General features: G+C 24.5%; 22 protein-coding genes. 3 read left to right on the top strand and 19 right to left on the bottom strand.

What is annotated here, in order from left to right; all coding sequences use genetic code 11:
* Positions 1-9: 9 nt before the first annotated feature.
* The 3 genes from EGD97_RS01315 to EGD97_RS01305 form a co-directional block, all read right to left on the bottom strand.
* Positions 10-1,236, bottom strand: a complete 1,227-nt coding sequence (locus tag EGD97_RS01315) for a BaiN/RdsA family NAD(P)/FAD-dependent oxidoreductase (protein WP_127836382.1) — start codon at positions 1,234-1,236, stop codon at positions 10-12.
* Positions 1,237-1,442: 206 nt separating this feature from the next.
* Entirely contained in the window at positions 1,443-2,318 is an 876-nt protein-coding gene (locus tag EGD97_RS01310) for a MurR/RpiR family transcriptional regulator (protein ID WP_078681662.1), read from the bottom strand.
* A gap of 177 nt (positions 2,319-2,495) precedes the next feature.
* Complete coding sequence (locus EGD97_RS01305; RefSeq protein WP_078681663.1) at positions 2,496-3,206, bottom strand: pseudouridine synthase; 711 nt, start codon at positions 3,204-3,206, stop codon at positions 2,496-2,498.
* Between the two features lie 180 nt (positions 3,207-3,386).
* Between EGD97_RS01305 and EGD97_RS01300 the strand changes: the two genes are divergently transcribed.
* Positions 3,387-4,736, top strand: a complete 1,350-nt coding sequence (locus EGD97_RS01300) for a M20 family metallopeptidase (protein WP_078681664.1) — start codon at positions 3,387-3,389, stop codon at positions 4,734-4,736.
* 106 nt (positions 4,737-4,842) lie between these two features.
* Here EGD97_RS01300 and EGD97_RS01295 read toward each other — a convergent pair whose 3' ends face one another.
* The 3 genes from EGD97_RS01295 to EGD97_RS01285 all read right to left on the bottom strand — a co-directional run bounded on the left by EGD97_RS01295 (position 4,843) and on the right by EGD97_RS01285 (position 8,416).
* Complete coding sequence (locus EGD97_RS01295; RefSeq protein WP_078681665.1) at positions 4,843-6,120, bottom strand: FAD-dependent oxidoreductase; 1,278 nt, start codon at positions 6,118-6,120, stop codon at positions 4,843-4,845.
* A 22-nt stretch (positions 6,121-6,142) separates the two neighbouring features.
* A complete protein-coding gene (locus tag EGD97_RS01290) occupies positions 6,143-7,126 on the bottom strand; it encodes a sulfide/dihydroorotate dehydrogenase-like FAD/NAD-binding protein (RefSeq protein ID WP_078681666.1) in 984 nt (327 codons plus the stop codon).
* A gap of 180 nt (positions 7,127-7,306) precedes the next feature.
* Positions 7,307-8,416, bottom strand: a complete 1,110-nt coding sequence (locus EGD97_RS01285; RefSeq protein WP_127836381.1) for a D-alanyl-D-alanine carboxypeptidase family protein — start codon at positions 8,414-8,416, stop codon at positions 7,307-7,309.
* A 152-nt stretch (positions 8,417-8,568) separates the two neighbouring features.
* Here EGD97_RS01285 and EGD97_RS01280 point away from each other — a divergent pair, with 152 nt between their 5' ends.
* Together EGD97_RS01280 and ytfJ are read left to right on the top strand one after the other, a co-directional pair.
* On the top strand, positions 8,569-9,108 hold the full coding sequence (locus EGD97_RS01280) for a DUF2953 domain-containing protein (protein ID WP_078681667.1): 540 nt from the start codon (positions 8,569-8,571) through the stop codon (positions 9,106-9,108).
* An 18-nt stretch (positions 9,109-9,126) separates the two neighbouring features.
* Positions 9,127-9,519, top strand: a complete 393-nt coding sequence (gene ytfJ, locus EGD97_RS01275; RefSeq protein WP_078681668.1) for a GerW family sporulation protein — start codon at positions 9,127-9,129, stop codon at positions 9,517-9,519.
* A 24-nt stretch (positions 9,520-9,543) separates the two neighbouring features.
* On the opposite strand, the gene scpB is transcribed toward ytfJ, so the two are convergent.
* The 13 genes from scpB to EGD97_RS01205 all read right to left on the bottom strand — a co-directional run bounded on the left by scpB (position 9,544) and on the right by EGD97_RS01205 (position 23,007).
* A complete protein-coding gene (gene scpB, locus EGD97_RS01270; RefSeq protein ID WP_078681669.1) occupies positions 9,544-10,125 on the bottom strand; it encodes an SMC-Scp complex subunit ScpB in 582 nt (193 codons plus the stop codon).
* Complete coding sequence (locus tag EGD97_RS01265) at positions 10,112-10,864, bottom strand: segregation/condensation protein A (protein ID WP_078681670.1); 753 nt, start codon at positions 10,862-10,864, stop codon at positions 10,112-10,114. Before EGD97_RS01265 ends, scpB begins: the two co-directional genes overlap by 14 nt.
* A 120-nt stretch (positions 10,865-10,984) precedes the next feature.
* Positions 10,985-12,157, bottom strand: a complete 1,173-nt coding sequence (locus EGD97_RS01260; RefSeq protein WP_127836380.1) for a D-alanyl-D-alanine carboxypeptidase family protein — start codon at positions 12,155-12,157, stop codon at positions 10,985-10,987.
* Between the two features lie 450 nt (positions 12,158-12,607).
* A complete protein-coding gene (spoIIM, locus tag EGD97_RS01250; protein WP_078681673.1) occupies positions 12,608-13,237 on the bottom strand; it encodes a stage II sporulation protein M in 630 nt (209 codons plus the stop codon).
* A 293-nt stretch (positions 13,238-13,530) separates the two neighbouring features.
* The gene (gene spo0A, locus EGD97_RS01245) at positions 13,531-14,343 is read right to left on the bottom strand and encodes a sporulation transcription factor Spo0A (RefSeq protein ID WP_078681674.1); all 813 of its coding nucleotides are present in this window, start codon (positions 14,341-14,343) and stop codon (positions 13,531-13,533) included.
* A 215-nt stretch (positions 14,344-14,558) separates the two neighbouring features.
* Positions 14,559-15,782 carry a SpoIVB peptidase gene (gene spoIVB, locus EGD97_RS01240; protein ID WP_078681675.1) on the bottom strand — a complete coding sequence of 408 codons (1,224 nt, stop codon included), beginning with the start codon at positions 15,780-15,782 and terminating at the stop codon, positions 14,559-14,561.
* 188 nt (positions 15,783-15,970) lie between these two features.
* Complete coding sequence (recN, locus tag EGD97_RS01235) at positions 15,971-17,671, bottom strand: DNA repair protein RecN (protein WP_127836378.1); 1,701 nt, start codon at positions 17,669-17,671, stop codon at positions 15,971-15,973.
* Positions 17,672-17,673: 2 nt separating this feature from the next.
* Positions 17,674-18,135, bottom strand: coding sequence for an arginine repressor (locus EGD97_RS01230; RefSeq protein ID WP_078681677.1), 462 nt, complete (start codon positions 18,133-18,135; stop codon positions 17,674-17,676).
* On the bottom strand, positions 18,132-18,986 hold the full coding sequence (locus tag EGD97_RS01225; RefSeq protein ID WP_078681678.1) for an NAD(+)/NADH kinase: 855 nt from the start codon (positions 18,984-18,986) through the stop codon (positions 18,132-18,134). Before EGD97_RS01225 ends, EGD97_RS01230 begins: the two co-directional genes overlap by 4 nt.
* A gap of 11 nt (positions 18,987-18,997) precedes the next feature.
* On the bottom strand, positions 18,998-19,816 hold the full coding sequence (locus EGD97_RS01220; RefSeq protein ID WP_078681679.1) for a TlyA family RNA methyltransferase: 819 nt from the start codon (positions 19,814-19,816) through the stop codon (positions 18,998-19,000).
* Positions 19,817-19,837: 21 nt separating this feature from the next.
* On the bottom strand, positions 19,838-21,727 hold the full coding sequence (dxs, locus tag EGD97_RS01215) for a 1-deoxy-D-xylulose-5-phosphate synthase (RefSeq protein ID WP_078681680.1): 1,890 nt from the start codon (positions 21,725-21,727) through the stop codon (positions 19,838-19,840).
* Positions 21,728-21,913: 186 nt separating this feature from the next.
* Positions 21,914-22,783 carry a polyprenyl synthetase family protein gene (locus EGD97_RS01210; protein ID WP_078681681.1) on the bottom strand — a complete coding sequence of 290 codons (870 nt, stop codon included), beginning with the start codon at positions 22,781-22,783 and terminating at the stop codon, positions 21,914-21,916.
* A gap of 2 nt (positions 22,784-22,785) precedes the next feature.
* On the bottom strand, positions 22,786-23,007 hold the full coding sequence (locus tag EGD97_RS01205; protein WP_078681682.1) for an exodeoxyribonuclease VII small subunit: 222 nt from the start codon (positions 23,005-23,007) through the stop codon (positions 22,786-22,788).
* Between the last annotated feature and the right edge of the window lie 12 nt (positions 23,008-23,019).

Raw genomic sequence — 23,019 nt, 5'->3', positions numbered from 1 at the left:
AATTTTAAATTATATTTCATCTACTTTTTTACCAGCAAGGTACCCTGTGGATAATGCTATTTGTATATTAAAGCCTCCTGTATAAGCATCTACATCTATAATTTCTCCAGCAAAAGAAAGATTTTTAATAATCTTTGATTTCATATTTGATGAATTAATTTCTTTAGTATCAATTCCACCACAAGTTATTATAGCTTCTTCTATTGGTCTTAATCCTTTTACTGTTAAAGTAAAATTTTGAAGAAGATTAACTAGAGCTTTTCTTTCTGATTTTGTAATTAAATTAATTTTTTTATCAGGATTTATATTGGATAATTTTACAATAATAGGAATTAATTTTTGTGGTAATAAATCATTTAAAGAATTTTTAAAACTTTTATTGATATATTTAGAAAAATCATTTTGAACCCTTTTATCTAATTCTTCTGAATTTAAAGCTGGCTTTAAATTAATGATTACTTTAAATTTACCATTTTCACAAATCATTCTGCTTGCACTTAAAGCTAACGGTCCTGAAATTCCAAAATGTGTAAAAATCATTTCCCCAAAGTCATTAAATACAGTTATATTTTTTTCGTTTTTTACATTAAGCTCTATATTTTTTAATGATAAGCCTTGTAATTCTTTAATCCATTCTTCTTCAATTATTATTGGTACTAAAGAAGGTCTAGGAGGGATTATATTATGTCCTAATTTTTTAGCAAAAATTAATCCATCTCCAGTAGATCCAGTTTTAGGATAGGATAATCCTCCAGTGCAAATAATAAAATAATCTCCTTTTAAGATAGAATTATCTTGAAGCTTTACTGCTTTTATAACTTTATTTTCTTCAATTATTTCTTTTATTTTAGTATTTAATAATACTTTCACATTATTTTTATTAATTGCATTATTAAAAGCATTAATAATATCTGAAGATTTATTTGATTCAGGGAAAACTCTATCTCCTCTTTCTATCTTTAGTTTAACTCCCAATTTATTGAAAAATTCAATAGTATCTTTATTTGTAAAAGAATATAACGAACTATATAAAAAATAAGGATTACTTGGTATATAATCAAAAAAATCACTTATATCTTTTGCGTTAGTAATATTACATCTTCCCTTACCTGTAATAAATAATTTTTTTCCTAACTTTTCATTTTTTTCAATTAATATTACATCATGTTTTTTAGCAGCTGTTATTGCTGCCATCATTCCTGCAGGTCCGCCACCAATAACTATAACCTTGGCCATAGCACCACCACCATTTGTATTTATTATATTATAAATTTAATATATTACTATAATTTATTCAATACAAATATAAAAAATAAAGAAAAAGCTTTTAATAAACTTTTCTTTATTTTTTATATTTGCAACAACAATTTATTTAAAATATATTTAATGCATGTATTATTGCAATTTTAAAAATATAAAATATTAGATTCTTTTATAAATTATTATTCATCTTTATTTCTATTAGAGTATACTCTGTATTCTCCCCAAATATTTTCTAATTCATTAAAAGTTGAAGCTATTTTTTCTTTTTCTCTTAATCCTACAGCAATAATAAGAGCATTAATTACACTTAAAGGTGCTACAAGGGAATCAACAAAAGAGGCCATATTACTTTGAGCAATTAATGTGTAATCGGCTCTTGAAGCTAATGGTGATAGTAAGCTATCAGTTATTGCTACAACTTTTGTACCTCTGCTTTGCGCAAAATTAAGTGCTTCTATAGTTCTTGCTGCATATCTAGGAAATCCAATACCAATTACTAAATCTTCTTTTGATATATTAATCATTTGTTCAAATATATCACTAATTCCATAAGTAACAACTTTAACATTATCTAAAATAAGATTTAAGTAAAATCCTAAAAATTCTGCAATAGCAGTTGAACTCCTAAGCCCTATTATGTAAATTTTTTTAGCATTAAAAATGCTATTTACAACTTCCTCAAAAGTTTTGTGATTTATTTTTTCTAAAGTAGCTCTTATATTTTCCATATCGGATTTTAATACTCCTTTAAGAGCTGTTTCTTGACTTACAAAATCATTAGAAAGTTCTATTCTTTGAACTGTAGTTAATTTGTTTTTGATAAGTTCTTGTAGTGCTTTTTGAAGTTTGGGATAACCACTAAATCCTAATTCGTTTGCAAATCGTACTACGGTTGATTCACTAACCCCAACACTTGTACCAAGTTTAGCTGCAGTCATAAAAGCAGCTTTATCATAATGTTTTAAAATATATTCTGCTATTAATTTTTGGCCTTTACTAAGCCGCGGAAACTTCATTTGTATTATTCTCATCAAATCTTGTTTGTTTTCATCCATTTTACTCCAATCCTTTCTTCATATTTGACAGATAAATGAATAATTTATTTCATTTTATCATTTAATGAAAAATTAATCAACATATCTTTCATTTATTCAACATAAGTATTTGTTAATTTTTATCATTTTATATTAATAAATGGCATAAAAACACTAATAATTGATTCTGTATATTTTTTATAAAGTTTTTAAATATTGAATTTCTTCTTGAGTTAAATTTCTAAATTTACCCAATTCCAAATTTCCAAGTTTAATTTCACCTATAGATATTCTTTTCAAGCTAATTACTTGATGATTTATTTTTTCACACATTCTTCTAATTTGTCTATTTTTACCTTCATGAATTTTTATTTCTACTTCACAATTTTCTCCCAGTATATTAATTAATCTAAAATCTGCAGTAGCTGTAATATATCCTCCTATATCAATTCCATTTTTAAATTTATTTATTTCTAAATTTGTAGGTATACCTTTAAGCTTTGCAATATATGTTTTTTTTATTATTTGCCTAGGATGAATAATTTTATTATAAATTTCACCATCATTAGTAAGTAAAATGAGTCCTGAAGTATCATAATCTAATCTACCTATAGGATATATCCTTTCTTTTGTTTTTACTAAATCTAAAATAGTTTTTCTCCCTCTATCATCTTTTACAGTAGATAAATAACCTGTTGGTTTATTTAAAGCTATGTAAATTTTTTTTTGTTCAGGTTTTATTATTTTTCCATCTATAGCTATAATATCTTTTTTTCTGTCTATTTTATATCCTAATTGTGTTATTATTTTATCATTTACTTTAACTCTACCAGAAATTATAATTTCTTCACATTTCCTTCTTGAAGCTATACCACATTCAGCCATATATTTTTGTAATCTTTCCAGCATAGTATCCTCCTACAAATATAAATAATAATATTTTATTGTTTATAAAAATTTTACTTATTTACATTATAGACTATAAAAATATAATATCCAAATTTATTTAAATAAGTATAAAATAATAATATAAAAATTTTATTAATGAACAAAATATAATTATATTTATGAAAGTTGGTGATGTTTTTTATGTTAAAAAATGAAGACATAAAAAAAGAATTAAAATTATTACAAGTTAATTTAATTGATTCTATTAAGGAATTAGTGAGTATACCTAGTATACTTAGCGAAAATTCAAGTAAATATCCATTTGGTGAAAATATTGATAAAGCATTAAAAAAAACACTTGAAATATGTAGAAATTTAGGTTTTAAGATTTATTATGATCCAATGGGATATTATGGATATGCAGAAGTTGGAGAAGGTGAAGAAATAATAGGAATATTGGGACATATAGATGTAGTTCCTCCTGGTAATTTAGATCTTTGGAATTATAATCCATTTTACCCTGTAGTTGAAAATGGTAAATTATATGGAAGAGGTAGTCAAGATGATAAAGGTCCTATTCTTACCGCTTTATATGCAGTTAAAGCCCTTATGAATTTAGGAATAGTATTTAATAAAAGAATAAGATTTATATTTGGAACTGATGAAGAAAATTTATGGCGAGATATGAAAGAATATATAAAAAAAGAGGAAAGGCCTAATATAGGATTTTCTCCCGATTCTGTATTTCCTGTTATTTATGCAGAAAAAGGACTTCTTCAATTTATTTTAGAATGTAAAAATGATAGTGGAATTTTTTTAGAAGGAGGAACTACCTTTAATTCTGTACCTGATAATATTATATATAATGGAGAAAAACAATTTGAATTAGAAAATGAACTTAATAGACTAAAATACGATTATAAAATTTTAAAATCAGGAATAAAAATTTTAGGGAAATCTGCTCATGCTCAAGTTGCTGAAAATGGAATTAATGCAATAAATCGACTTGCTATAGCTTTAAAAAATATAGGAGTTACTTCAAAAGTTATTGACTTTATTTCAAATGAAATTAAAGAAGATCCTTTTGCTGTAAATATTTTTGGAAATTGTGAAGATGAAGATTCTGGAAAACTTAAATTTAATATAGGTAAAATAAGCTTAAAAGAACGTGAATCTTTATTTATAGATGTACGCATACCTGTAACTATAAATAAATCTGATATAGTAGACAAAATAATTAAAACAGCTTGTAAGTATGAACTTGATTACATAGAATATGATTGGTTAAAACCTATTTATATTCCTAAAGATAGCTTTTTAATTCGTACTCTTACAAATGTATATCAAGAAGTTACACATGATATAAAATCTAAACCTATTTCTTCAGGAGGAGCTACTTATGCAAGAGCAATAGATAACTGTGTGGCTTTTGGTGCAATTATGCCTGGTAAAGTTAAAACAGCTCATCAACCTAATGAACATATTATATTAGAAGATATATTTACTGCTTTTGAAATATATACTAAAGCTATATATAATTTATTAAAATAAACAAACAATAATGATGTTCAAAAATTATCTACATAATAATATTTCTTAATTACAATTTAAAAGGATTTATATAAATTCTTTTAAATTGTAATTAAGTGTTTTTTATTTAAATTAATTTTTCGCTTAAAATATTTGATAAATTTAATTTATCAATTTTTGATTTTATTTCATCAATATTAGTAGTATATAATTCTAAAGATTTCATTCTTTCAAAATATTCTGCTCCAGCAAATGTATATCTATTTCTACGGCCTTCTTTCGTCATCATTTTATAATTTGCATAAGAAATTATATCTCCAATAGCAATGCTCTTAGGTAAAATCAAAAGAGGCATACCTAATGCATTTCTTACTGCATTATGTCCTGCTAAAGCACCAGTACATATAGCTTCAGTATGTCCTACAAATAATCCAGCTTTTTCTCCGGCACAAAAAAGATTTTCTAATCCCTTAACTTTCATATCATCAGTTCTTGGTGCTACAGATAAATATCTAATTGAATTTCCTTTCCCTCCTGCATAAGGATCTATATACTTTACATTTTCAAGTCCTGGTATTTTTCTAAGCTTTTCAAGATTATAATAAGATGTCATAAGTTTTGCATGACCTGTGTCCAATAGTACTATATTTTCTGCAAATTCTTTTAATGCATATTGCTGACAAACTTTAATTTTTAATTTATCTAAATTTACATCTTCAGGAGGCACTTTTAGAACAACAACTCCTTTTTCATCTAGTTCTTTTACAATTTCATTTGATAAAGTTTCTTTTGCAAGTTTACATGAACCACTCATCGCTCCAAAAGATTCATCATCTCTTTCACCTTGTAAATCATCAATTCCAGCTCTAGAGCTTATACTTACTCTTGGGCCAAAAGCAGGACATCTAAGTACGCACATTGAACATCCGTTCCCATATCTTAAACAATTCCCCATAGGGCCGGTAGATCCTGTAGTTTCAATAAATACATCTCCTTCTATATAAGAGCCATCTGATAAATATATACCCTTTATTTTATTGCCATCTTTTTCTATATCTATAACTCTTGATATAAAATTAATTTCTATACCAAGTTCCTCTAAATAATTTCTTACTTTAGGTTCTATTTTGTTTACATCATAAAGCCATGCGTGCTTATGACCTGGAAAATCAATATTTTTATGCCTAGTACATGAATCTGTTATTTTTATTAAATCTCCACCACCTAAAGCAATTAATTCTTCGCTTGCTGTAAACCTTCCATTGTTTCTCATTATTCCGCCTACATTTCCAAGACCTAAAAGCATATCTGTTTTTTCATATAATGTAACCTGTGCTCCTGCTTTTTTAGCACTAATAGCTGCAGCACATCCTGACCATCCTCCACCTATAACAATAACTTTCATAATTATTCCTCCAAGCAATTTTTTATATTAGTCTTCTTCCTTCAAAAATATATTTTGGTTCTATTTGTACTTTACAAAGTTTTTTTACTTTATGTCCCTTATATCTTGTAGCACAAGCTCCACATACTCCTTCTCCACAACACATTTTAGCATTATTAGAGCAAGAAAAATCTACTTTTTCACCTATATATTCTAAAATTTTATAATTTAGAATATCCGGTCCTGAGCTATGGATTAAATTTATATTTTCTTTTAATAAAAAATTATCAATTATTTTTTTTAGTTCTTCAGAAATATCGCCATTTTGCAACGTATTACAATTTATTACTTCACAATTACACATTTCTAAATAACTTTTTATAAATATATTTTTATAGTTTACTTTATCTATAATTACTATAATTTTATTCCCATTTGAATAAAGTTTTTTTAATACTGGAACCATAGGAGCCATACCTATTCCTCTAGTAATTATAATAGAAGTACCTTCTTTACTTTTATATATATTCCTAAGTCCAAGCTCACCATTCCAATAAGGACCTCTAATAAGAACACTATCACCTTCGTTTAACATATTAATACTTTTAGTTTTTATTCCTTTTAATTCAATGACAATAGATATAATATTTTCTTCAGTATTTAAATCCATAATAGATATAGGAACATCATAAAATTGGGATGTTTTAGGATTTCGCAAAAAAACATAACTACCAGGATGTACTAAATTTTTGATTAAACTATGTGGTATAGATATTGTTAATAATATTACATTTTTTTCTAAATATTCTTTTTTTACTATTTTACAGTTATAAATTTTTCTCCCTGATTTTGCTTTGCCATTATTCCATATATATTCTTGATAAATACATACTCCTTTCCAATTTATACAATCACAAAAATTTTTGCCAGAAAGTTGAGAACACAATATACAGTCACCAGTTTCAGCTAAATGGCAAGGACAATATTCAGTTCCTGCATCTATACAATCGCGTATTTCATAATTCATATTAATACCTCCTAAGACTATCTTTTGACTAAAAAATCCTTATATTATTAGAATATTTATTAATTAAAAAATTGTTACAATAATTTAAAATAAAATTTTAATCTATTTCTAAAAAATTTTAATAAAAACCAAAAAACTCTAAGTCTATATATAATAATTTAAACTTAGAGTTTTTTGGTTTTATTTTTTAAAAAGCCATTTTTTTAGTATATTTTTGTCTTTAACATAATTATTAGATTCCAAAGATTCTTTATATATGTTTTTATCATCTAAATATATAGTTATATTCCCTATTTTACTTCCTTTGTTAATTGGAGCATATAAATTGTAATTAGGTATATTAATTTTAATTTTGTAATCAGAATCTTTTTTTATAGGTAAAATTATATCTTTATTAACTTTAATTTTTAATGGATTTTCTCCATTTTTTATTAAAATTTCTTTTACTATATCATTTTTAGAAAATATTTTTTTAAATTCATACTTCTTATTTATATAATCATTAATTTTTTGAGTTTCATTCCATCTATTAGGACAATTTAACACAACAATAATTACATCATTCCCTTGAATATTTACTGATGAAACTAAACATTTTCCAGCTTTACCTGTATAACCTGTTTTTACTCCATTTGCATTAGGAATCTGCCATAATATTTTATTTATATTATGAAAGCTTCTAGAAAAATTTTGACTATTCCCATCTACATCTTTTGATTTTACTATTTCATTAAACAATTCATTTTCCTTTGCTTTAGACGTGATAACAGCTAAATCATAAGCTGTTGAATAATGTTCTTCACTATCAAGACCATGTGGTGATTCAAAATGAGTATTAAGTACACCTATTTGAACAGCGTAAGTATTCATAAGCTTTACAAATTCATCTACACTTCCAGCTATTCCCTCAGCAATAGCAATAGCAGCATCATTTCCAGATCTCAACATTAATCCATATAAAAGCTCTCTTAAAGTAATCAACTCTCCTTTTTTATATCCTACTGTTGAACCTTTTATCGAGGCGGCTTTGCTTGATATTTCTATTTTTTTATCTAAATTTCCATAATTAATTGCTACTAATGCTGTCATTATCTTTGTTGTACTAGCCATAGGAACTAACATATGTGCATTTTTTTCATATAATATAATTTTAGTTTTACTGTCAATCGCAACAGCATTTCTAGCATCTACATTTATTTCTTGTGCTTTAGTATTTATTTTAAAAATATTAATAAATATAAAAAAAGAAGTCATTAAAAAAATAAGTTTATTTTTTTTAAAATTTTTCATAATCTCACTCCCTTCTATTTTATTTTTTTCATTTTTTATTTTATTAATCAAGAAAATTTTACCCATTATAGATTAATCAAAAACAAAATTTATATTTATAAATAAAATATATTTATTAGGTTATAATAATTTATATATTGGAGGATTTTGTTATGTTATGGATATTTTTCATATTTATATTAATAATATTAATAATGTTTATACCTATTCCAATAAAAATAAATTTAAATTATAAAAATTCTTCTTTAAATTTATTTTTATATAATTTTAAAATTAACTTTAGAAAAAGGGAAAAAAATAAAAAAAAATACAATTTAGATTTTTTAAAAAAATTTGATTATAATGCAGATAATATAAAAAATATACTTAATAATATAAATTTTTTTAAATATAAACCTAAATTAAATATAACAATTAAATTAAAAATAGGATTTTTTGATGCATCTACTACTGCATTAATCTATGGAATACTTAATTCTATATCTTCATTAATATATACTTCTTTAAATACAATATTTAAAATAAATTATTATAAATTAGATATAGACCCGGATTTTAAAAATGATGTTATAAATATTGATTTAAGTAGTATAGTTTTTGTAAATTTAGCTAAAATTATTTATATTATTATTTTAATAAAGAAAAATATCGATAATATAAATAATTCTAAAAATATTAATTTTAATATATAACAAATCGGAGGGAAAATAATGGAAAATCATCCTGTTGATAATTTAATGAAAACTACTATGTCACATATTAAAGAAATGGTAGATGTTAATACAATAGTGGGAGATGCAATAGAATCTAAAGATGGTTCTTTAATTATTCCTATATCAAAAGTTTCTTTTGGATTTGCTGGGGGAGGAAGTGAATTTTCATCTTCTAATTGTAAATCTGAAAATTCAAAATTTCCTTTTGGAGGAGGCTCTGGAGCTGGAGTTACTGTAAGACCAATAGCTTTTTTAGTATTAAAAAATGATTCTGTTAAACTACTTCCTGTAGAATACGATAATTCTTTAGATAAAATAATAGATTCTATACCTCAGTTAATAGAAAGTATTAAAAATATTTCAAATAAATCTAAACAAAATAAAAACTAAGGACTTTCTCCTTAGTTTTTATTTTTATATATCTATATTATTTATATCTTCTAATTTTAGAAATTCATCTAAAGAAGGCATTTGTTGCAAATTTTCTAAACCAAAATATAAAAGAAATTTATCGGTAGTTGAATATAATATAGGTCTTCCTGCAACTTCCAATCTACCTGATTCTTTAATAAGTCCTTTTTCTAACAAAGTTGAAATAGCTTTATCACTTTTAACACCTCTAATTTCATCAATAGTAATTCTAGTAACGGGTTGTTTATATGCAATAATTGACAATGTTTCCAATGCTGCTTGAGATAAAGATTGTCTTGTGTTTGTTTTTAAAAGTTTCTGAATATAATTACTATTTTCAGATTTAGTAACAAACTGATATCCATCTTCAATATTAACTAATTCTATCCCTCTTTCTAAATTATCATATTTTTTAATCAATTCTTTCATTATTTCTTTTGTTGACTCGATATCAAGTTCAATAATTGAAGCTATTTCTTTAAGCTTTAATGGCTCTCCTGATACAAATATTAAAGATTCAATAATAGAAAAATATTTTTGTTTTTTTGATAAATTTTTTTCTTCTGTTTTACTATTCATTGTCATATATCCTTTCTAAATAAATTTCAGTAAAATTCTTTTCTTGTATTGCTTTTATTTCTTTAAGTTTTATCAACTCTAACATAGCCAAAAATGTTACTACTATTTCTATTTTATTTTTACACTCTTGTACTACATTAGAAAAAAGTAAATGATTATGTTTTAATATTTTTTCTTTTAAATAAATTATTTTATCTTCTATTTTATAAGCATCTAAAGATATTTGCCTTTCTATAACATTTTCTTTATTTATTTTATTATTATATTTTTCTATTAATTCGTTATATATATTATAAAGATCAATTATAGTTAAACTATTAAGTATTTCTAAATTATCATTTTTATTATTTTTATCTTCAATTATTTCTGGTTTTTTAGTAAAAACTATTTTTCTAGATTCTTCTTTATCTTTTAAATAATTAGCTATATATTTAAACTTTTTATACTCTATAAGTTTAGAAACTAATTCTTTTCTAGGATCGGATTCTTCATCTATTGATAGCTCCTCTTCTTTTAATTTTGGAAGTAGCATTTTTGATTTAATCTCTAATAATGTAGCAGCTATTAATATAAACTCAGATGTAATTTCTAAATCTAATTCTTTCATTTGATTTATGTACTCAATATATTGATTAGTTATGTCATATATTTTTATGTCATATATATCCATCTGATTTTTTTTTATTAAATGTAAAAGCAAATCAAATGGTCCTTCAAAATCACCAACTTTTATATTTAAAGCCATAAAAATCTCCCCTAATAAATGTTTTAATAATATATAAATATTTTATAGCTTTATGCTACATTTTACAAATAAAAATAGAAGAACATAAATATTAAAATATTTATGTTCTTCTATTTTTATTTATATTGCTTTTTCAAACATATTTTTTAAATTACTTTTAAAATTCTCTAGTAATCCTCCTATTTTAAAATCTCTATCAGTATATATTTCTATTTTACCTACTAAAGTATTATCTATATACACTTCACAATAACCTATAATTTCACCTTTTTTATATTCTCTCTTATTTTTATCAATGTTTAATATACATTTTTTGTCTATTTTTTTATTTACACCTTTTTCAATTATAATTTCTAAATCTTTTGCAGCTTTAGCTATAAAATATTTGTCTCCTTGTTTGTTTATAGGAATTTTTTCTATTTCTTCATCTTTAGATATAATTTTTTTAGATTCATATTTTGAAAAACCGTAATTTAAAAGCATACTAGCATCTTTATTTCTTATTTTATAAGTAGGTGAGCCCATAATTACTGTAAGCATTCTTACTCCATCTCTTACTGCTGTAGCAGAAATACAATATTTAGCTTCATTTGTAAAACCAGTTTTTAATCCATCACACCCTTTAAAAAATCTAACTAACTTATTATGATTTACAAGTTCTATAGGTGTTTTTCTACCTTCTGATATAGTTTCCATATATGTTCCAGTATATTTTAAAATAGTAGGATGCTTTAATAGTTCTCTAGACATTATTGATATGTCATAAGCACTAGTTAAATGTCCTTCTGCACTTAATCCTGTACAATTTTTAAACGTAGTATCATTCATTCCTAATGCTTTTGCTTTTTCATTCATAAGTTTTACAAATGAATCTTCACTTCCTGCTATATATTCGGCCATAGCTACTGCGGCATCATTTCCTGAAGCAATTGCAATACCTTTTAAAAGTTCTTCAACAGTTCTAATCTCACCTGTATCTAGAAGCATAGTACTTCCACCCATTTTTTTAGCATTTTCGCTTATAGTAACTTTATCTGAAAGTTTAATTTTATGATTATCTACGGCTTCCATAGCAAGAAGCATTGTCATAATTTTAGTTACAGAAGCTGGTGCATATTTATCATGAGCTTTTTTTTCATAAATTATTTTTCCAGATACTGGTTCCATTAGTAATGCAGATTTTGCATCTATATTTAATTCATCATTATCCGCTGCACTAACTTTTGTCACAAATATTTGAGTAGTAAATAATATTGACATTAAAATGCTTGTTATTTTTATATTTTTTTTCATGTAGAATCCTCCTTTCTAAAGATAGTTTTACCTCTTTAACTAAAATTATCACATATTTATATTATAAAATTATAGGAATTATTTTCTTTATCATATATTAAAATTTTTATTTCCATATAAATTTTAATTTTATAATTGTATTATATTTTACCTTTACTACATAATAAAAGCGTGCATTTATTTTAAACTTGCACGCTTTTATACTTAGATTAAAAATTAAATAATAATCTAAATATGTAAATATAATTATATATTATTTTACTATTCGTGTTTATTATATAATTTACAAAAATACTATTATAATAAAATTTAGAATAGTAAATTTTATACAAAATTTTATCAATTATTTTAGGTAATAAGTCAGCAAAAATAATTAAAATAAAAAAACATTTGAAAAATAAAATTATAGCCTTAATAAAAGAATTGTTATTATCCAAATAAATTCACATCCTATACCATAATTAATTTCATTATATTAGGTATAATAAAAGTTTCAATTAAAAAACCTGTGCATTGAATAAAAAAAATAATTATAAATACTAATGAATATGATGATACTTTTATAAAAATACTATTTGACCATTGTCTATTTAATTTATCTTTAATTATGTTTAAAGAAAATTCCATAGCTATTACTGAAGAAATTATTATACATAGAATATATATAATGTTTTGAGGTAAAATTCCTAATATAGCCATCTCTATACCTTTCCCCCCAAATGCTTTTATAACAAAGCTAATAGTAAATCCAACAGTAAATCCTTTCATTAAATCTATAATTAATATTATTGGAATTCCTATCATCGTTAAACCTAAAAACCATATAGCAATAATTATAGGAAAATTATTTTTTAATATATCATTGAACATACTTTTATATTTAAAATTACCTTGAGATATATTTTGAGTAAAACTATTTAAATAACTAAGTAAACTTTCATTTTCAAAATTTTCCATATATTTAACGGCATATATTCCTAAAACAATACCAGTAAATATACAAAGTATACTTATTATGTATAACCAAAAATTATCTTGAAGGTGTTTGTTAAAATCAAATATTTTTTTCCCGTTGGACATAACTTTATCCCCCTTTGTTAATCATCTTTTAATATTTATGATATAAAAAAAAAGAATATGCATAATTAATTTTTAAAAATTAATTATGCATATTACTTAAAGGAAGATTTATACTAAATAATTTATTAAATACCTTAATAATAATTTTTATAAAAAAATAAACTTTCTTCATTAATAAGTAAATGAAGAAAGTTTACATGTTTTTTCTATATATTTCTATATATTTGTACATAAATTTTTATTTTATATAAAAGTTAACCAATTATACTATAAAAAACATTAATTTTCTAAATTTAAGATACCTTATTTTTTAGACGAAGTTTATCAGCCACCATTGCAATAAATTCACTATTTGTAGGCTTACCTTTATCGTTATGTATGGTATATCCAAATAATTTATTTATAGTATCAACTTGTCCTCTACTCCATGCTACTTCTATAGCATGCCTTATTGCTCTTTCCACACGACTTGCTGTAGTATTATATTTTTCTGCTATAGATGGATAAAGCTCTTTTGTTACAGCTGATAAAAGTTCAATGTCATTTACAACCATGTTTATTGCTTCTCTTAAGTACATATATCCTTTAATATGGGCAGGCACACCTATTTCATGTATAATCGATGTTATTTCAGATTCTAAATCTGTAAACTCGTTTTTATTTAATTTAATATCCGTATTATCCAAAATAGATACTGTTTTTTTTGAATCATTACTAGAAATAGTATTGTTAAACATTTGTCTAATTCTTTTAATAAATACATCCATATCAAATGGTTTAACAACATAATAATCAGCACCAAGAGTTATAGCTCTTTGTGTTATTTTATCTTGACCTACTGCAGAAAGTACAATAATTCTAGGCATTGGATTTATATTCATGCTATTAAGTCTTTCTAATACTCCTAATCCATCAAGATGAGGCATAATAATATCAAGTACTACCAAATCTGGTTTTTTTAGTTGAATTAATTCTAATGCTTCTACCCCGTCTTTTGCAATCCCCGTAACTACTATATCTTTTTGGTTTAATAAATAGTCATTAAGAATACTGCAAAATTCTTTATTATCATCTGCAATGACTACATTGATTTTTGATTCTTCCATATTTAAATACTCCCCTCATACTGAATTCCATATCTTAACAAATAATAAATTCGACAAGAAATAAATAAATCCTTCTTATATTATAATTTTTTGTTTATATATTATAATTTTTGGTTTATATGGGCAAAATAAATAATAAATGAACATAAAATATCTTTAATAAATTTTATGTTCATTTATTATTTATTATACTATTATATTAATATAATTACTACTTATTTTGTCAAAATATCAGAATCTTTTAACATCCATTCTATATAAATCCCATAACCGGTATCTGGTTTATTTATTAGAACATGAGTTACGGCACCTACTAATTTATTGTCTTGTATTATAGGACTTCCACTCATTCCTTGGACTATACCTCCAGTTTTTTGTAAAAGTTCTGGATCTACTACTCTAATAAGCATACTCTTTGGACCAGGTATATCTTGCTCAAGCAATTTTTCAATTTTTATATCATATGCTCTAGGTTCTTCTCCATCAATGGTAGTTATTATTTTAGCGGGGCCTTCTTTTATTTCATTTCTTAATCCAATTTTTATAGGTTTATTAAATTTTTTGTTTATTAAATCTTTATTACTACTTCCAAATATTCCACAATCAGTGTTCTTAGAAATATTACCAATAGTTACATCTTCATTAACAAATATTCCTTTTAATTCACCTGGATTCCCTCTTGTTCCTTTTCTTACAGATACTATGGATGAAGATACTATTTCTCCATAACTTATATTTAATGTAGTCCCAGTATCTGAATCTGTTATAGGATGACCTAATGCTCCAAATTTTTTAGATACATTATCATAAAAAGTCAATGTTCCTACTCCAGCAGTAGAATCTCTTACCCAAAGACCTATTTTAAATTTATCATCTTTTATGCTTTTTATGGGTTTAATTTTTTTCATTAATTCATTTCCTTTTCTATCTATAATAATATTAAGTTCATTCCCATCTGATTCATTTACTAATCTTGATACTTGTTCTGCACTATTTATAGGTATATTATTAATTTTTATAATATTATCTCCTATTTGTACTCCTGCTAATGCAGCAGGACTATTAGATTTTCCTTTTTCTGTTTCTATATCAGATAAAGCAACAACTAATACTCCTTTGGTATTAAGTTTTACTCCTATAGGCTGGCCTCCAGGATATACAGAAATTTCTGAAGGAACTGATTTTACATATATAGATTTTAATGGTACTATTCCTAATAAACTCGCTTTAGCTGTTCTTGTGTTAGAATTTTCAAACAAATTATTTACTTTTATATTATCTTCTTCTTTAAGTTTTATTAGATGATTACTTTGTAACTGAGCACCTTCTCTTATAAAAATAGTTGTAGGAATATTTCCAACAATATGATATATACTTAAAGTTAAAAAAATGATAGGAGTTAAAAAAGAGCATATTAGTCCTATTCTTTTTTTTCTCATGCTTTTACCTCCTGTCTTTTAATTAATTATCTAACTTTAAGTTTCCCTTTTAAATATTTAATTATGCTATTATAAAATTTCATATAAAGTTAATGGTTTGAATTTAAAATATAAATTATCATAAAAATAAAGCTATGGTTTATAAACCATAGCTTTATTTTTTCATATAAATTAAATAATAAAATTATTTATAAATTTTTCAATTCCATTTTTTTCAGTTCAGCTATTTTAATTAATTCTTTTGAATTCTCTATTGTAAGTTTGGTAACTTCAGCACCACCAATCATTCTAGCTATTTCATTTTGCTTTTCACTTTCATTCATTTTAATAACACAAGTATAAGTTTTATTATTTTTGGTTTTTTTTGAAATTAAATAATGCACATCTGACATACAAGCTATTTGAGGAAGATGTGTTACACAAAATACTTGATGTTTATTAGAAAGTATGTACATTTTTTCAGCAACACTTTGAGCAACTCTTCCACTAATACCTACATCTATTTCATCAAAAATTATTGAAGGAATCATATCTTTATCAATAAATACAGTTTTTAAAGCTAACATTATTCTAGACAATTCTCCGCCCGATACAATTTTTTCTAATGGTCTTAATGGTTCTCCAGGATTTGTAGAAATTAAAAATTGAACTTTATCTTTTCCAATATCTGTAAAATTATCTGTTTTTATAACTTCTATTTTAAACGTACTTTTTTCAAGACCTACATAATTTAATTCTTCTTTTACAGCTTTTTCAAGCTCTATAGATGCTGATTTTCTTATTTCATGAATTTTATCAGATAAACTTTGTATTTCTTCTAATATAATATCTTTTTCTTTTTTTAATTTTTCAACAATTTCAGTACTATTTATTAAATCATTATATAAATCTTCAATTCTACACTTATATTCTAAAATTTCTTTTATTGTTTTTCCATATTTTTTTTTATATAAACTTATTTGATAAATTCTACTATTTATAAATTCTAATTTTTTTTCATCATATTGAATTTTATCTTTAAGTTCTCTAATTTCTTCTATATTTTCTTCAAGATTATAATAAATACTTTCTAAATTATCTGCAATTAATTTAACTTTTTCTGCATGTTTTTCGATACCTCTTAATTCTTTAATAGCTATACTTAAGGCATCATATGCAGAAAAAGAACTATCATTATTGTTTTTTAAAATTTTATAACATGTTGATAGTACTCTGTTAATTTTTTCTGCATTTGATAATATTGAATATTCTTTTTCCAATATAATATCTTCATCTTCCTTTAAATTAGCTTTATTAATTTCATCTATTTGATATTTATAAAAATCAATAAGTTTATCTTTTTCTTCTTCTTTTCCTTGAATTTTTTGTATTTTTTGCTCTATTTCTATAAAATTTTTATATTTATTTTTATAATCTTTCAGTAATTTATTTATTGTTTCTCCTGCAAAATAATCCAAATAAAAAATATGATTGTTTACATCTAATAAATTTTGATTTTCATGTTGCCCATGAATATCTAATATAGTAGAAGCAATAGTCCTTATATTAGATAAAAGTAAAGATTTTCCATTAACCTTAGCTATACTTTTACCAGATTGAAATGTTTCTCTACTAATTATTATAATATCATCAAATTCTATATCTAAATTTGAAAGTACTTCTACCGTTTTACTATTTTCAATACTAAAAATAGCTTCAACATAAGTTTTTTCTTCTCCTGTTCTAATCAAATCTTTGCTAAATTTACCTCCTAAAACATAATTTATAGCATCAATCAAAATAGATTTTCCAGCACCAGTTTCTCCAGTTAATACATTAAATCCTTTATCAAAAGTAATACTTAAATTTTCAATAAGTGCAAAATTTTTTATGTTTAATTGAAGGAGCATAATTATACTTCCTCCTCATTAATCATTTTTTTTATTTTTTGAACTAATTCATTAGCTTGTTCAATTGTTCTTACTAAAATAAAAATTGTATTATCTCCAGCAATAGTACCTGCAATCCCGTGGAAATTAAGAGAATCTATTGCTTCTGCTGCTGCAGAAGCTGAACCTGAAATAGTCTTAATAACTATAAATTTATCTATATTTTCCACAGAAACAACTGTTTGCTTAAATATATTTACTAATTTATTTGATATAAAATTTTCTACTGGAGCTATAGACGCATATTTATATTTACCGTTATTTGATAAAACTTTTATTAATTTCAATTCTTTTATATCTCTTGATACTGTAGCTTGGGTTACATCTATTCCTATATTTTTTAATTCTTCTGCTAATTCTTCCTGAGTTTCAATATCTTTAGTATTTATTATTTCCAATATTTTAGAATGACGTGAAATTTTCATTTTATACCACCTTCGCATTCTTTAGTTCTTAAAGTAATTTTTTTCCTTAATATATCAAAATAATTGTATTTATCAAGTTTTATAAGTTTACATTGAAAGGGTGCCATACTAATTTCAATTATATCATTATTGTTTATTTCTAAAGATTGTTGACCATCAACTGTAAGAAAAACACTTTCATGCTTTTTTTTAATATAAATATTTATTTTGCTTTTACTATCTACAACAATAGTTCTCATTCCTAAAGAATGTGGGCATATTGGAGTTATAGAAATTAACTTTAATGTTGGAAATATTATTGGTCCTCCAGCAGATAATGAATATGCAGTAGATCCCGTGGGAGTAGAAACAATTACCCCATCAGCTGTAAATGAAGAATAAAACATATTATCAATATATATATCATAGTTTACCATTCTTGCTAAAGTACCTTTTGATAAAACTGTATCATTTAAGCATAAAAAACTCTTTTCTTTTTCTCCTCTTTTTACACTGCAATTAAGCATCATTCTTTCTTCTATACGATATTGTTTATTTTTAATACGGTTTATAGCATATTCAAATTCAGAACTTTCTACTTCAGTTAAAAACCCTAAGTTACCTATATTTACACCTAATATAGGTATACCATATTTAGCTATTTCTCTTGCAGTACCTAATAATGTTCCATCTCCACCTAATGAAATAATAAAATCCAAATCTTTTACAAATTTTTCGTCTAGACTTTCTGTGTTATTAAAAATTTTAATATTAGTCTGTATCATTATTCTATTTATTATATTAATCAAAGAATCTAAAATAATTCCTTGATTATCTTTAATTTTATTTATATTTATACCTATATTTTTCATAATTATTCACCTTATTTGATACTTAAAAATTTATGTGCTGAATCAACTACTTTATCTATATAGCTTAACTCAAATTTTGTTTCATAATCTTCATTTTTTGTAAAATAAATAAGATACTCTATATTTCCTTCAGGACCTTTAATAGGTGAAAAATCAAGATTAATTATTTTTAATTTATTCTTTAATATAAATTCTGCAATAGAATATATTACTTCTTTATGTATTGATGGCTCTTTAACTACACCTTTTTTCCCTACCTTTTCTCTACCTGCTTCAAACTGGGGTTTTATAAGAGCCATTATTTCACCATTATTGTTTAATAATTTTAAAACTGGATCTATTACTTTTTTTAAAGATATAAAAGAAACATCTATACTTGCAAAATCACTAGTTTCTCCAATTTGCTCTAAAGTTACATACCTAATGTTAGTTCTTTCTAAACAAACTACTCTGGGATCAGTTCTAAGTTTCCATGCAAATTGACCATATCCTACATCTATAGCGATTACCTTTTTAGCCCCATTTTGAAGCATACAATCAGTAAATCCTCCTGTAGACGCTCCTATATCAAGACATATTTTATTATTTAAATTTATATTAAAATTTTTTATTGCTTTTTCTAATTTTAATCCTCCTCTACTTACATAAGGAAGTTTTTCTCCTCTAAATTCTATATTACAGCTTTGCTTTACCTTTTCTCCACATTTGTCAATTCTTTGACCATCTACAAATATTTCTCCCGCCATAATACTAGCTCTAGCCTTTTCACGAGATGAAAATATTCCTTTATTTACAAGAAGTAAATCTAATCTCTCTTTTATTTCAGACATTTTTAACCTCTCTTTATATAGTTAAATAATTTTTAATATACTTTTTGTTATCCCATCAACATCTAATCCATATAATTTATACAATATATCTACACTACCGTGAGTAATAAATTCATCTTTAAATCCAAGATTTAAAATTTTTATATTTTTATCTTTACTTAAAGTAGCTATATATTCAATCACTAAAGATCCCAATCCTCCATGAACTATATTATCTTCAATTGTAACAATATTATAGTTATTTTCAACTAATTTTTTTATTAATCCTTTATCTATTGGCTTTATAAAACACGCATTTACTATAATTATATCTATAGGTTTTTCTTTTAAATTTTCTTTTACTAATATTGCATTTTGAACCATTTTACCCGAAGCAATAATTGCAATTTTAGTATTATTTATATTTTTATTTTGCACAGTTGAAACAATTTCCCATTTCCCTTTTATATAATCTTTCATTGCCGTTAATTTTACATTATAATTATCTCCACCACGTGGATATCTTATAGCAATAGGATAATTTTGATTTAAAGCCCATTTAAGCATATATCTAATTTCATCTATACATTTAGGCGTCATAATTGTTATATTAGGAATATGAGAAAGGTATGATAGATCAAATATACCTTGATGTGTTTCACCATCTTCTCCTACAATTCCTGCTCTATCTATAGCAAATATTACAGGAAGTTTTTGTATACACACATCATGTAATATTTGATCATAAGCTCTTTGTAAAAATGTAGAATATACTGCAAAAATAGGCCTAAGCCCTTCGCTTGCCATTCCTGCAGCCATAGTCACTGCATGTTGTTCAGCAATTCCTACATCAAAAAATCTATCTGGGAAATTCATAGCAAATTTACTTAATCCAGTTCCATCTTTCATAGCAGCGGTAATAGCTACAATATTTTTATTATCAGAAGCTAACTCTACTATAGAATTACCAAATGCACTAGAATAAGTAGGAGTATTTTTAGAACATATTTCTCCGCTATCGCAATTAAAAGGACCTATACCATGAAATCTATCAGGATTTTCTTCTGCATGTTTATATCCTTTACCCTTTTGCGTAACAGTATGAATTATAACAGGTCCATTTATAGTTCTTGCCATAGACATAACTTTTGATAAATCTTTAATATTGTGTCCATTAATAGGTCCAAGATATTTTATGCCCATGTCTTCAAAAATCATGCTAGGTACTATAACTTGTTTTATACCTCCTTTTATTCTTTCAATAGAATTTGCCATTCCTTTTCCTATACTTGGTATTTTTCTTAAGGTCGAATCAATCTCTTGCTTAAATCGATTATATTTAGGATCTATACGAATTTTGCTAAGGTAAGTAGATAATCCGCCTACATTTTTGCCTATAGACATTTCATTATCATTTAATATTATTATTATTTTAGTTCTTTTATATCCAGCATCATTTAAGGCTTCAAGAGCCATTCCTCCGGTAAGTGCACCGTCACCAATTACAGCTATAACTTCATATTTTTTGCCATACAAATCTCTAGCTCTAGCCATACCTAAAGCAGCAGATATAGAAGTACTACTATGACCTGTTTCAAACATATCATATATACTTTCTTCTCTTTTAGGAAATCCACTAATTCCTCCAAATTTTCTAAGTGAATCAAATTTATCTTTTCTTCCTGTTAAAATTTTATGAACATAAGATTGATGCCCTACATCCCAAATAAGTTTATCTTTATTAAAGTCAAATACATTATATAAACTTAAAGTAAGTTCTACTACTCCTAAATTAGAGGCTAAATGACCTCCTGTTTTAGAAACTTTATCTATAAGAAATTGTCTTATTTCTTGAGCAAATTGATCTAATTGAGTAAAATTCATATTTTTTATATCATTAAAATCTTTATAATTATCTAATATTTTATACATAAATATCTATCCTTTTATAATATTCATTTAATATTCTTTATTATACTAGCACTAAAAAATAGTATATGTAAAGTTTTTTTCAAAATTTTAGCATAACAAAGGCTACTAATTTCAAAATATTAGTAGCCTATCAAATATAGTATATCATAATAAAAAAATTTTTTCAAAATGTTGTTTTATTTGTTTTTAAAAATTTCTATTAAGTAAAAATAATGTAAGTTTTTTTAATAAAGATGTATCTTTATTAATTTTATTGAGTAATTCAATACATTCTTCTGTAAGAGTAATACACATATATTTACTTTTTTCTATTCCATAAATAGATATGAAATTAGTCTTATTATTTTTTTTATCACTATTAACGCTCTTGCCTAAAAGTTCTTTATCTCCTTCTACATTTAGAATATCATCTTTAATTTGAAATGCTAAACCTAATTTTTCACCAAATTCTTCAAGAATTATTAATTCATCATGAGGAGCTTTTCCGAGCATTGCACCACAAATTATTGATGCTGTAATAAGAGCACCAGTTTTTTTACTATGCATATAAAATAGTTCATCTTTAGAAATATTTTTGCCTTCACTTAATATATCAACTACTTGTCCTCCTATCATTCCATCAGCTCCAGCTGCTAATGCTATTTTGCTGCAAGCTAAAAGTTCTTCTTTACCATTTTTTGCACAAAATTCAAACATTATATTCATTGCTTCATTTAACAAAGCATCGCCTGCAAGTACAGCAATACCTTCTCCAAAGACTTTATGATTTGATAGCTTTCCTCTTCTAAAGTCATCGTTATCCATACAAGGTAAATCATCATGAATTAAAGAATAAGTATGTATCATTTCAATGGCAGCTGCCACTGGAATAACTTCATCATAATTATTTTTATACATACCATATGTAATTAAAAATAATAAAGGTCTTATTCTTTTTCCTCCTAAATTGAGACTGTAATACATAGCATCATATATTTTTCTATTATAAGATTTTTTATCCTTAAAACAATTTTTTAAATAATTTTCTATAATATTTGTTAAATTTTCTATTTTCATACTCACTCCTCGCTATCTACAAAGTCCTTTTCTTTACCTTCAGATAAAATTTTTATTTTGCCTTCATATTCGTTTAATGTTTTAAAAAGCTTATTGCAAAGTTTAATTCCTTCTTCATAATTTTTAATAGAGTCTTCTAAATTTAATTGTCCTTTATTCATAACTTCTACAATATCCTCAAGTTTTTTTATCATAATTTCAAAAGACTCATTTTTTTTTGCCATTATAAACCTCCA

Source organism: Clostridium prolinivorans, assembly GCF_004011155.1.
Taxonomy (GTDB): domain Bacteria; phylum Bacillota; class Clostridia; order Clostridiales; family Clostridiaceae; genus Clostridium_AT; species Clostridium_AT prolinivorans.
The sequence above is the reverse complement of the archived record's forward strand: the minus strand, read 5'-3'. Positions and strand labels throughout refer to the sequence as shown.

Excerpts from the sequence above, each read along its gene's own strand:
- EGD97_RS01315 (WP_127836382.1), bottom strand. The coding sequence starts at position 1,236 with ATGGCCAAGGTTATAGTTATTGGTGGCGGACCTGCAGGAATGATGGCA.
- EGD97_RS01310 (WP_078681662.1), bottom strand. The coding sequence starts at position 2,318 with ATGGATGAAAACAAACAAGATTTGATGAGAATAATACAAATGAAGTTT.
- EGD97_RS01305 (WP_078681663.1), bottom strand. The coding sequence starts at position 3,206 with ATGCTGGAAAGATTACAAAAATATATGGCTGAATGTGGTATAGCTTCA.
- EGD97_RS01300 (WP_078681664.1), top strand. The coding sequence starts at position 3,387 with ATGTTAAAAAATGAAGACATAAAAAAAGAATTAAAATTATTACAAGTT.
- EGD97_RS01295 (WP_078681665.1), bottom strand. The coding sequence starts at position 6,120 with ATGAAAGTTATTGTTATAGGTGGAGGATGGTCAGGATGTGCTGCAGCT.
- EGD97_RS01290 (WP_078681666.1), bottom strand. The coding sequence starts at position 7,126 with ATGAATTATGAAATACGCGATTGTATAGATGCAGGAACTGAATATTGT.
- EGD97_RS01285 (WP_127836381.1), bottom strand. The coding sequence starts at position 8,416 with ATGAAAAATTTTAAAAAAAATAAACTTATTTTTTTAATGACTTCTTTT.
- EGD97_RS01280 (WP_078681667.1), top strand. The coding sequence starts at position 8,569 with ATGTTATGGATATTTTTCATATTTATATTAATAATATTAATAATGTTT.
- ytfJ (WP_078681668.1), top strand. The coding sequence starts at position 9,127 with ATGGAAAATCATCCTGTTGATAATTTAATGAAAACTACTATGTCACAT.
- scpB (WP_078681669.1), bottom strand. The coding sequence starts at position 10,125 with ATGACAATGAATAGTAAAACAGAAGAAAAAAATTTATCAAAAAAACAA.
- EGD97_RS01265 (WP_078681670.1), bottom strand. The coding sequence starts at position 10,864 with ATGGCTTTAAATATAAAAGTTGGTGATTTTGAAGGACCATTTGATTTG.
- EGD97_RS01260 (WP_127836380.1), bottom strand. The coding sequence starts at position 12,157 with ATGAAAAAAAATATAAAAATAACAAGCATTTTAATGTCAATATTATTT.
- spoIIM (WP_078681673.1), bottom strand. The coding sequence starts at position 13,237 with ATGTCCAACGGGAAAAAAATATTTGATTTTAACAAACACCTTCAAGAT.
- spo0A (WP_078681674.1), bottom strand. The coding sequence starts at position 14,343 with ATGGAAGAATCAAAAATCAATGTAGTCATTGCAGATGATAATAAAGAA.
- spoIVB (WP_078681675.1), bottom strand. The coding sequence starts at position 15,782 with ATGAGAAAAAAAAGAATAGGACTAATATGCTCTTTTTTAACTCCTATC.
- recN (WP_127836378.1), bottom strand. The coding sequence starts at position 17,671 with ATGCTCCTTCAATTAAACATAAAAAATTTTGCACTTATTGAAAATTTA.
- EGD97_RS01230 (WP_078681677.1), bottom strand. The coding sequence starts at position 18,135 with ATGAAAATTTCACGTCATTCTAAAATATTGGAAATAATAAATACTAAA.
- EGD97_RS01225 (WP_078681678.1), bottom strand. The coding sequence starts at position 18,986 with ATGAAAAATATAGGTATAAATATAAATAAAATTAAAGATAATCAAGGA.
- EGD97_RS01220 (WP_078681679.1), bottom strand. The coding sequence starts at position 19,816 with ATGTCTGAAATAAAAGAGAGATTAGATTTACTTCTTGTAAATAAAGGA.
- dxs (WP_078681680.1), bottom strand. The coding sequence starts at position 21,727 with ATGTATAAAATATTAGATAATTATAAAGATTTTAATGATATAAAAAAT.
- EGD97_RS01210 (WP_078681681.1), bottom strand. The coding sequence starts at position 22,783 with ATGAAAATAGAAAATTTAACAAATATTATAGAAAATTATTTAAAAAAT.
- EGD97_RS01205 (WP_078681682.1), bottom strand. The coding sequence starts at position 23,007 with ATGGCAAAAAAAAATGAGTCTTTTGAAATTATGATAAAAAAACTTGAG.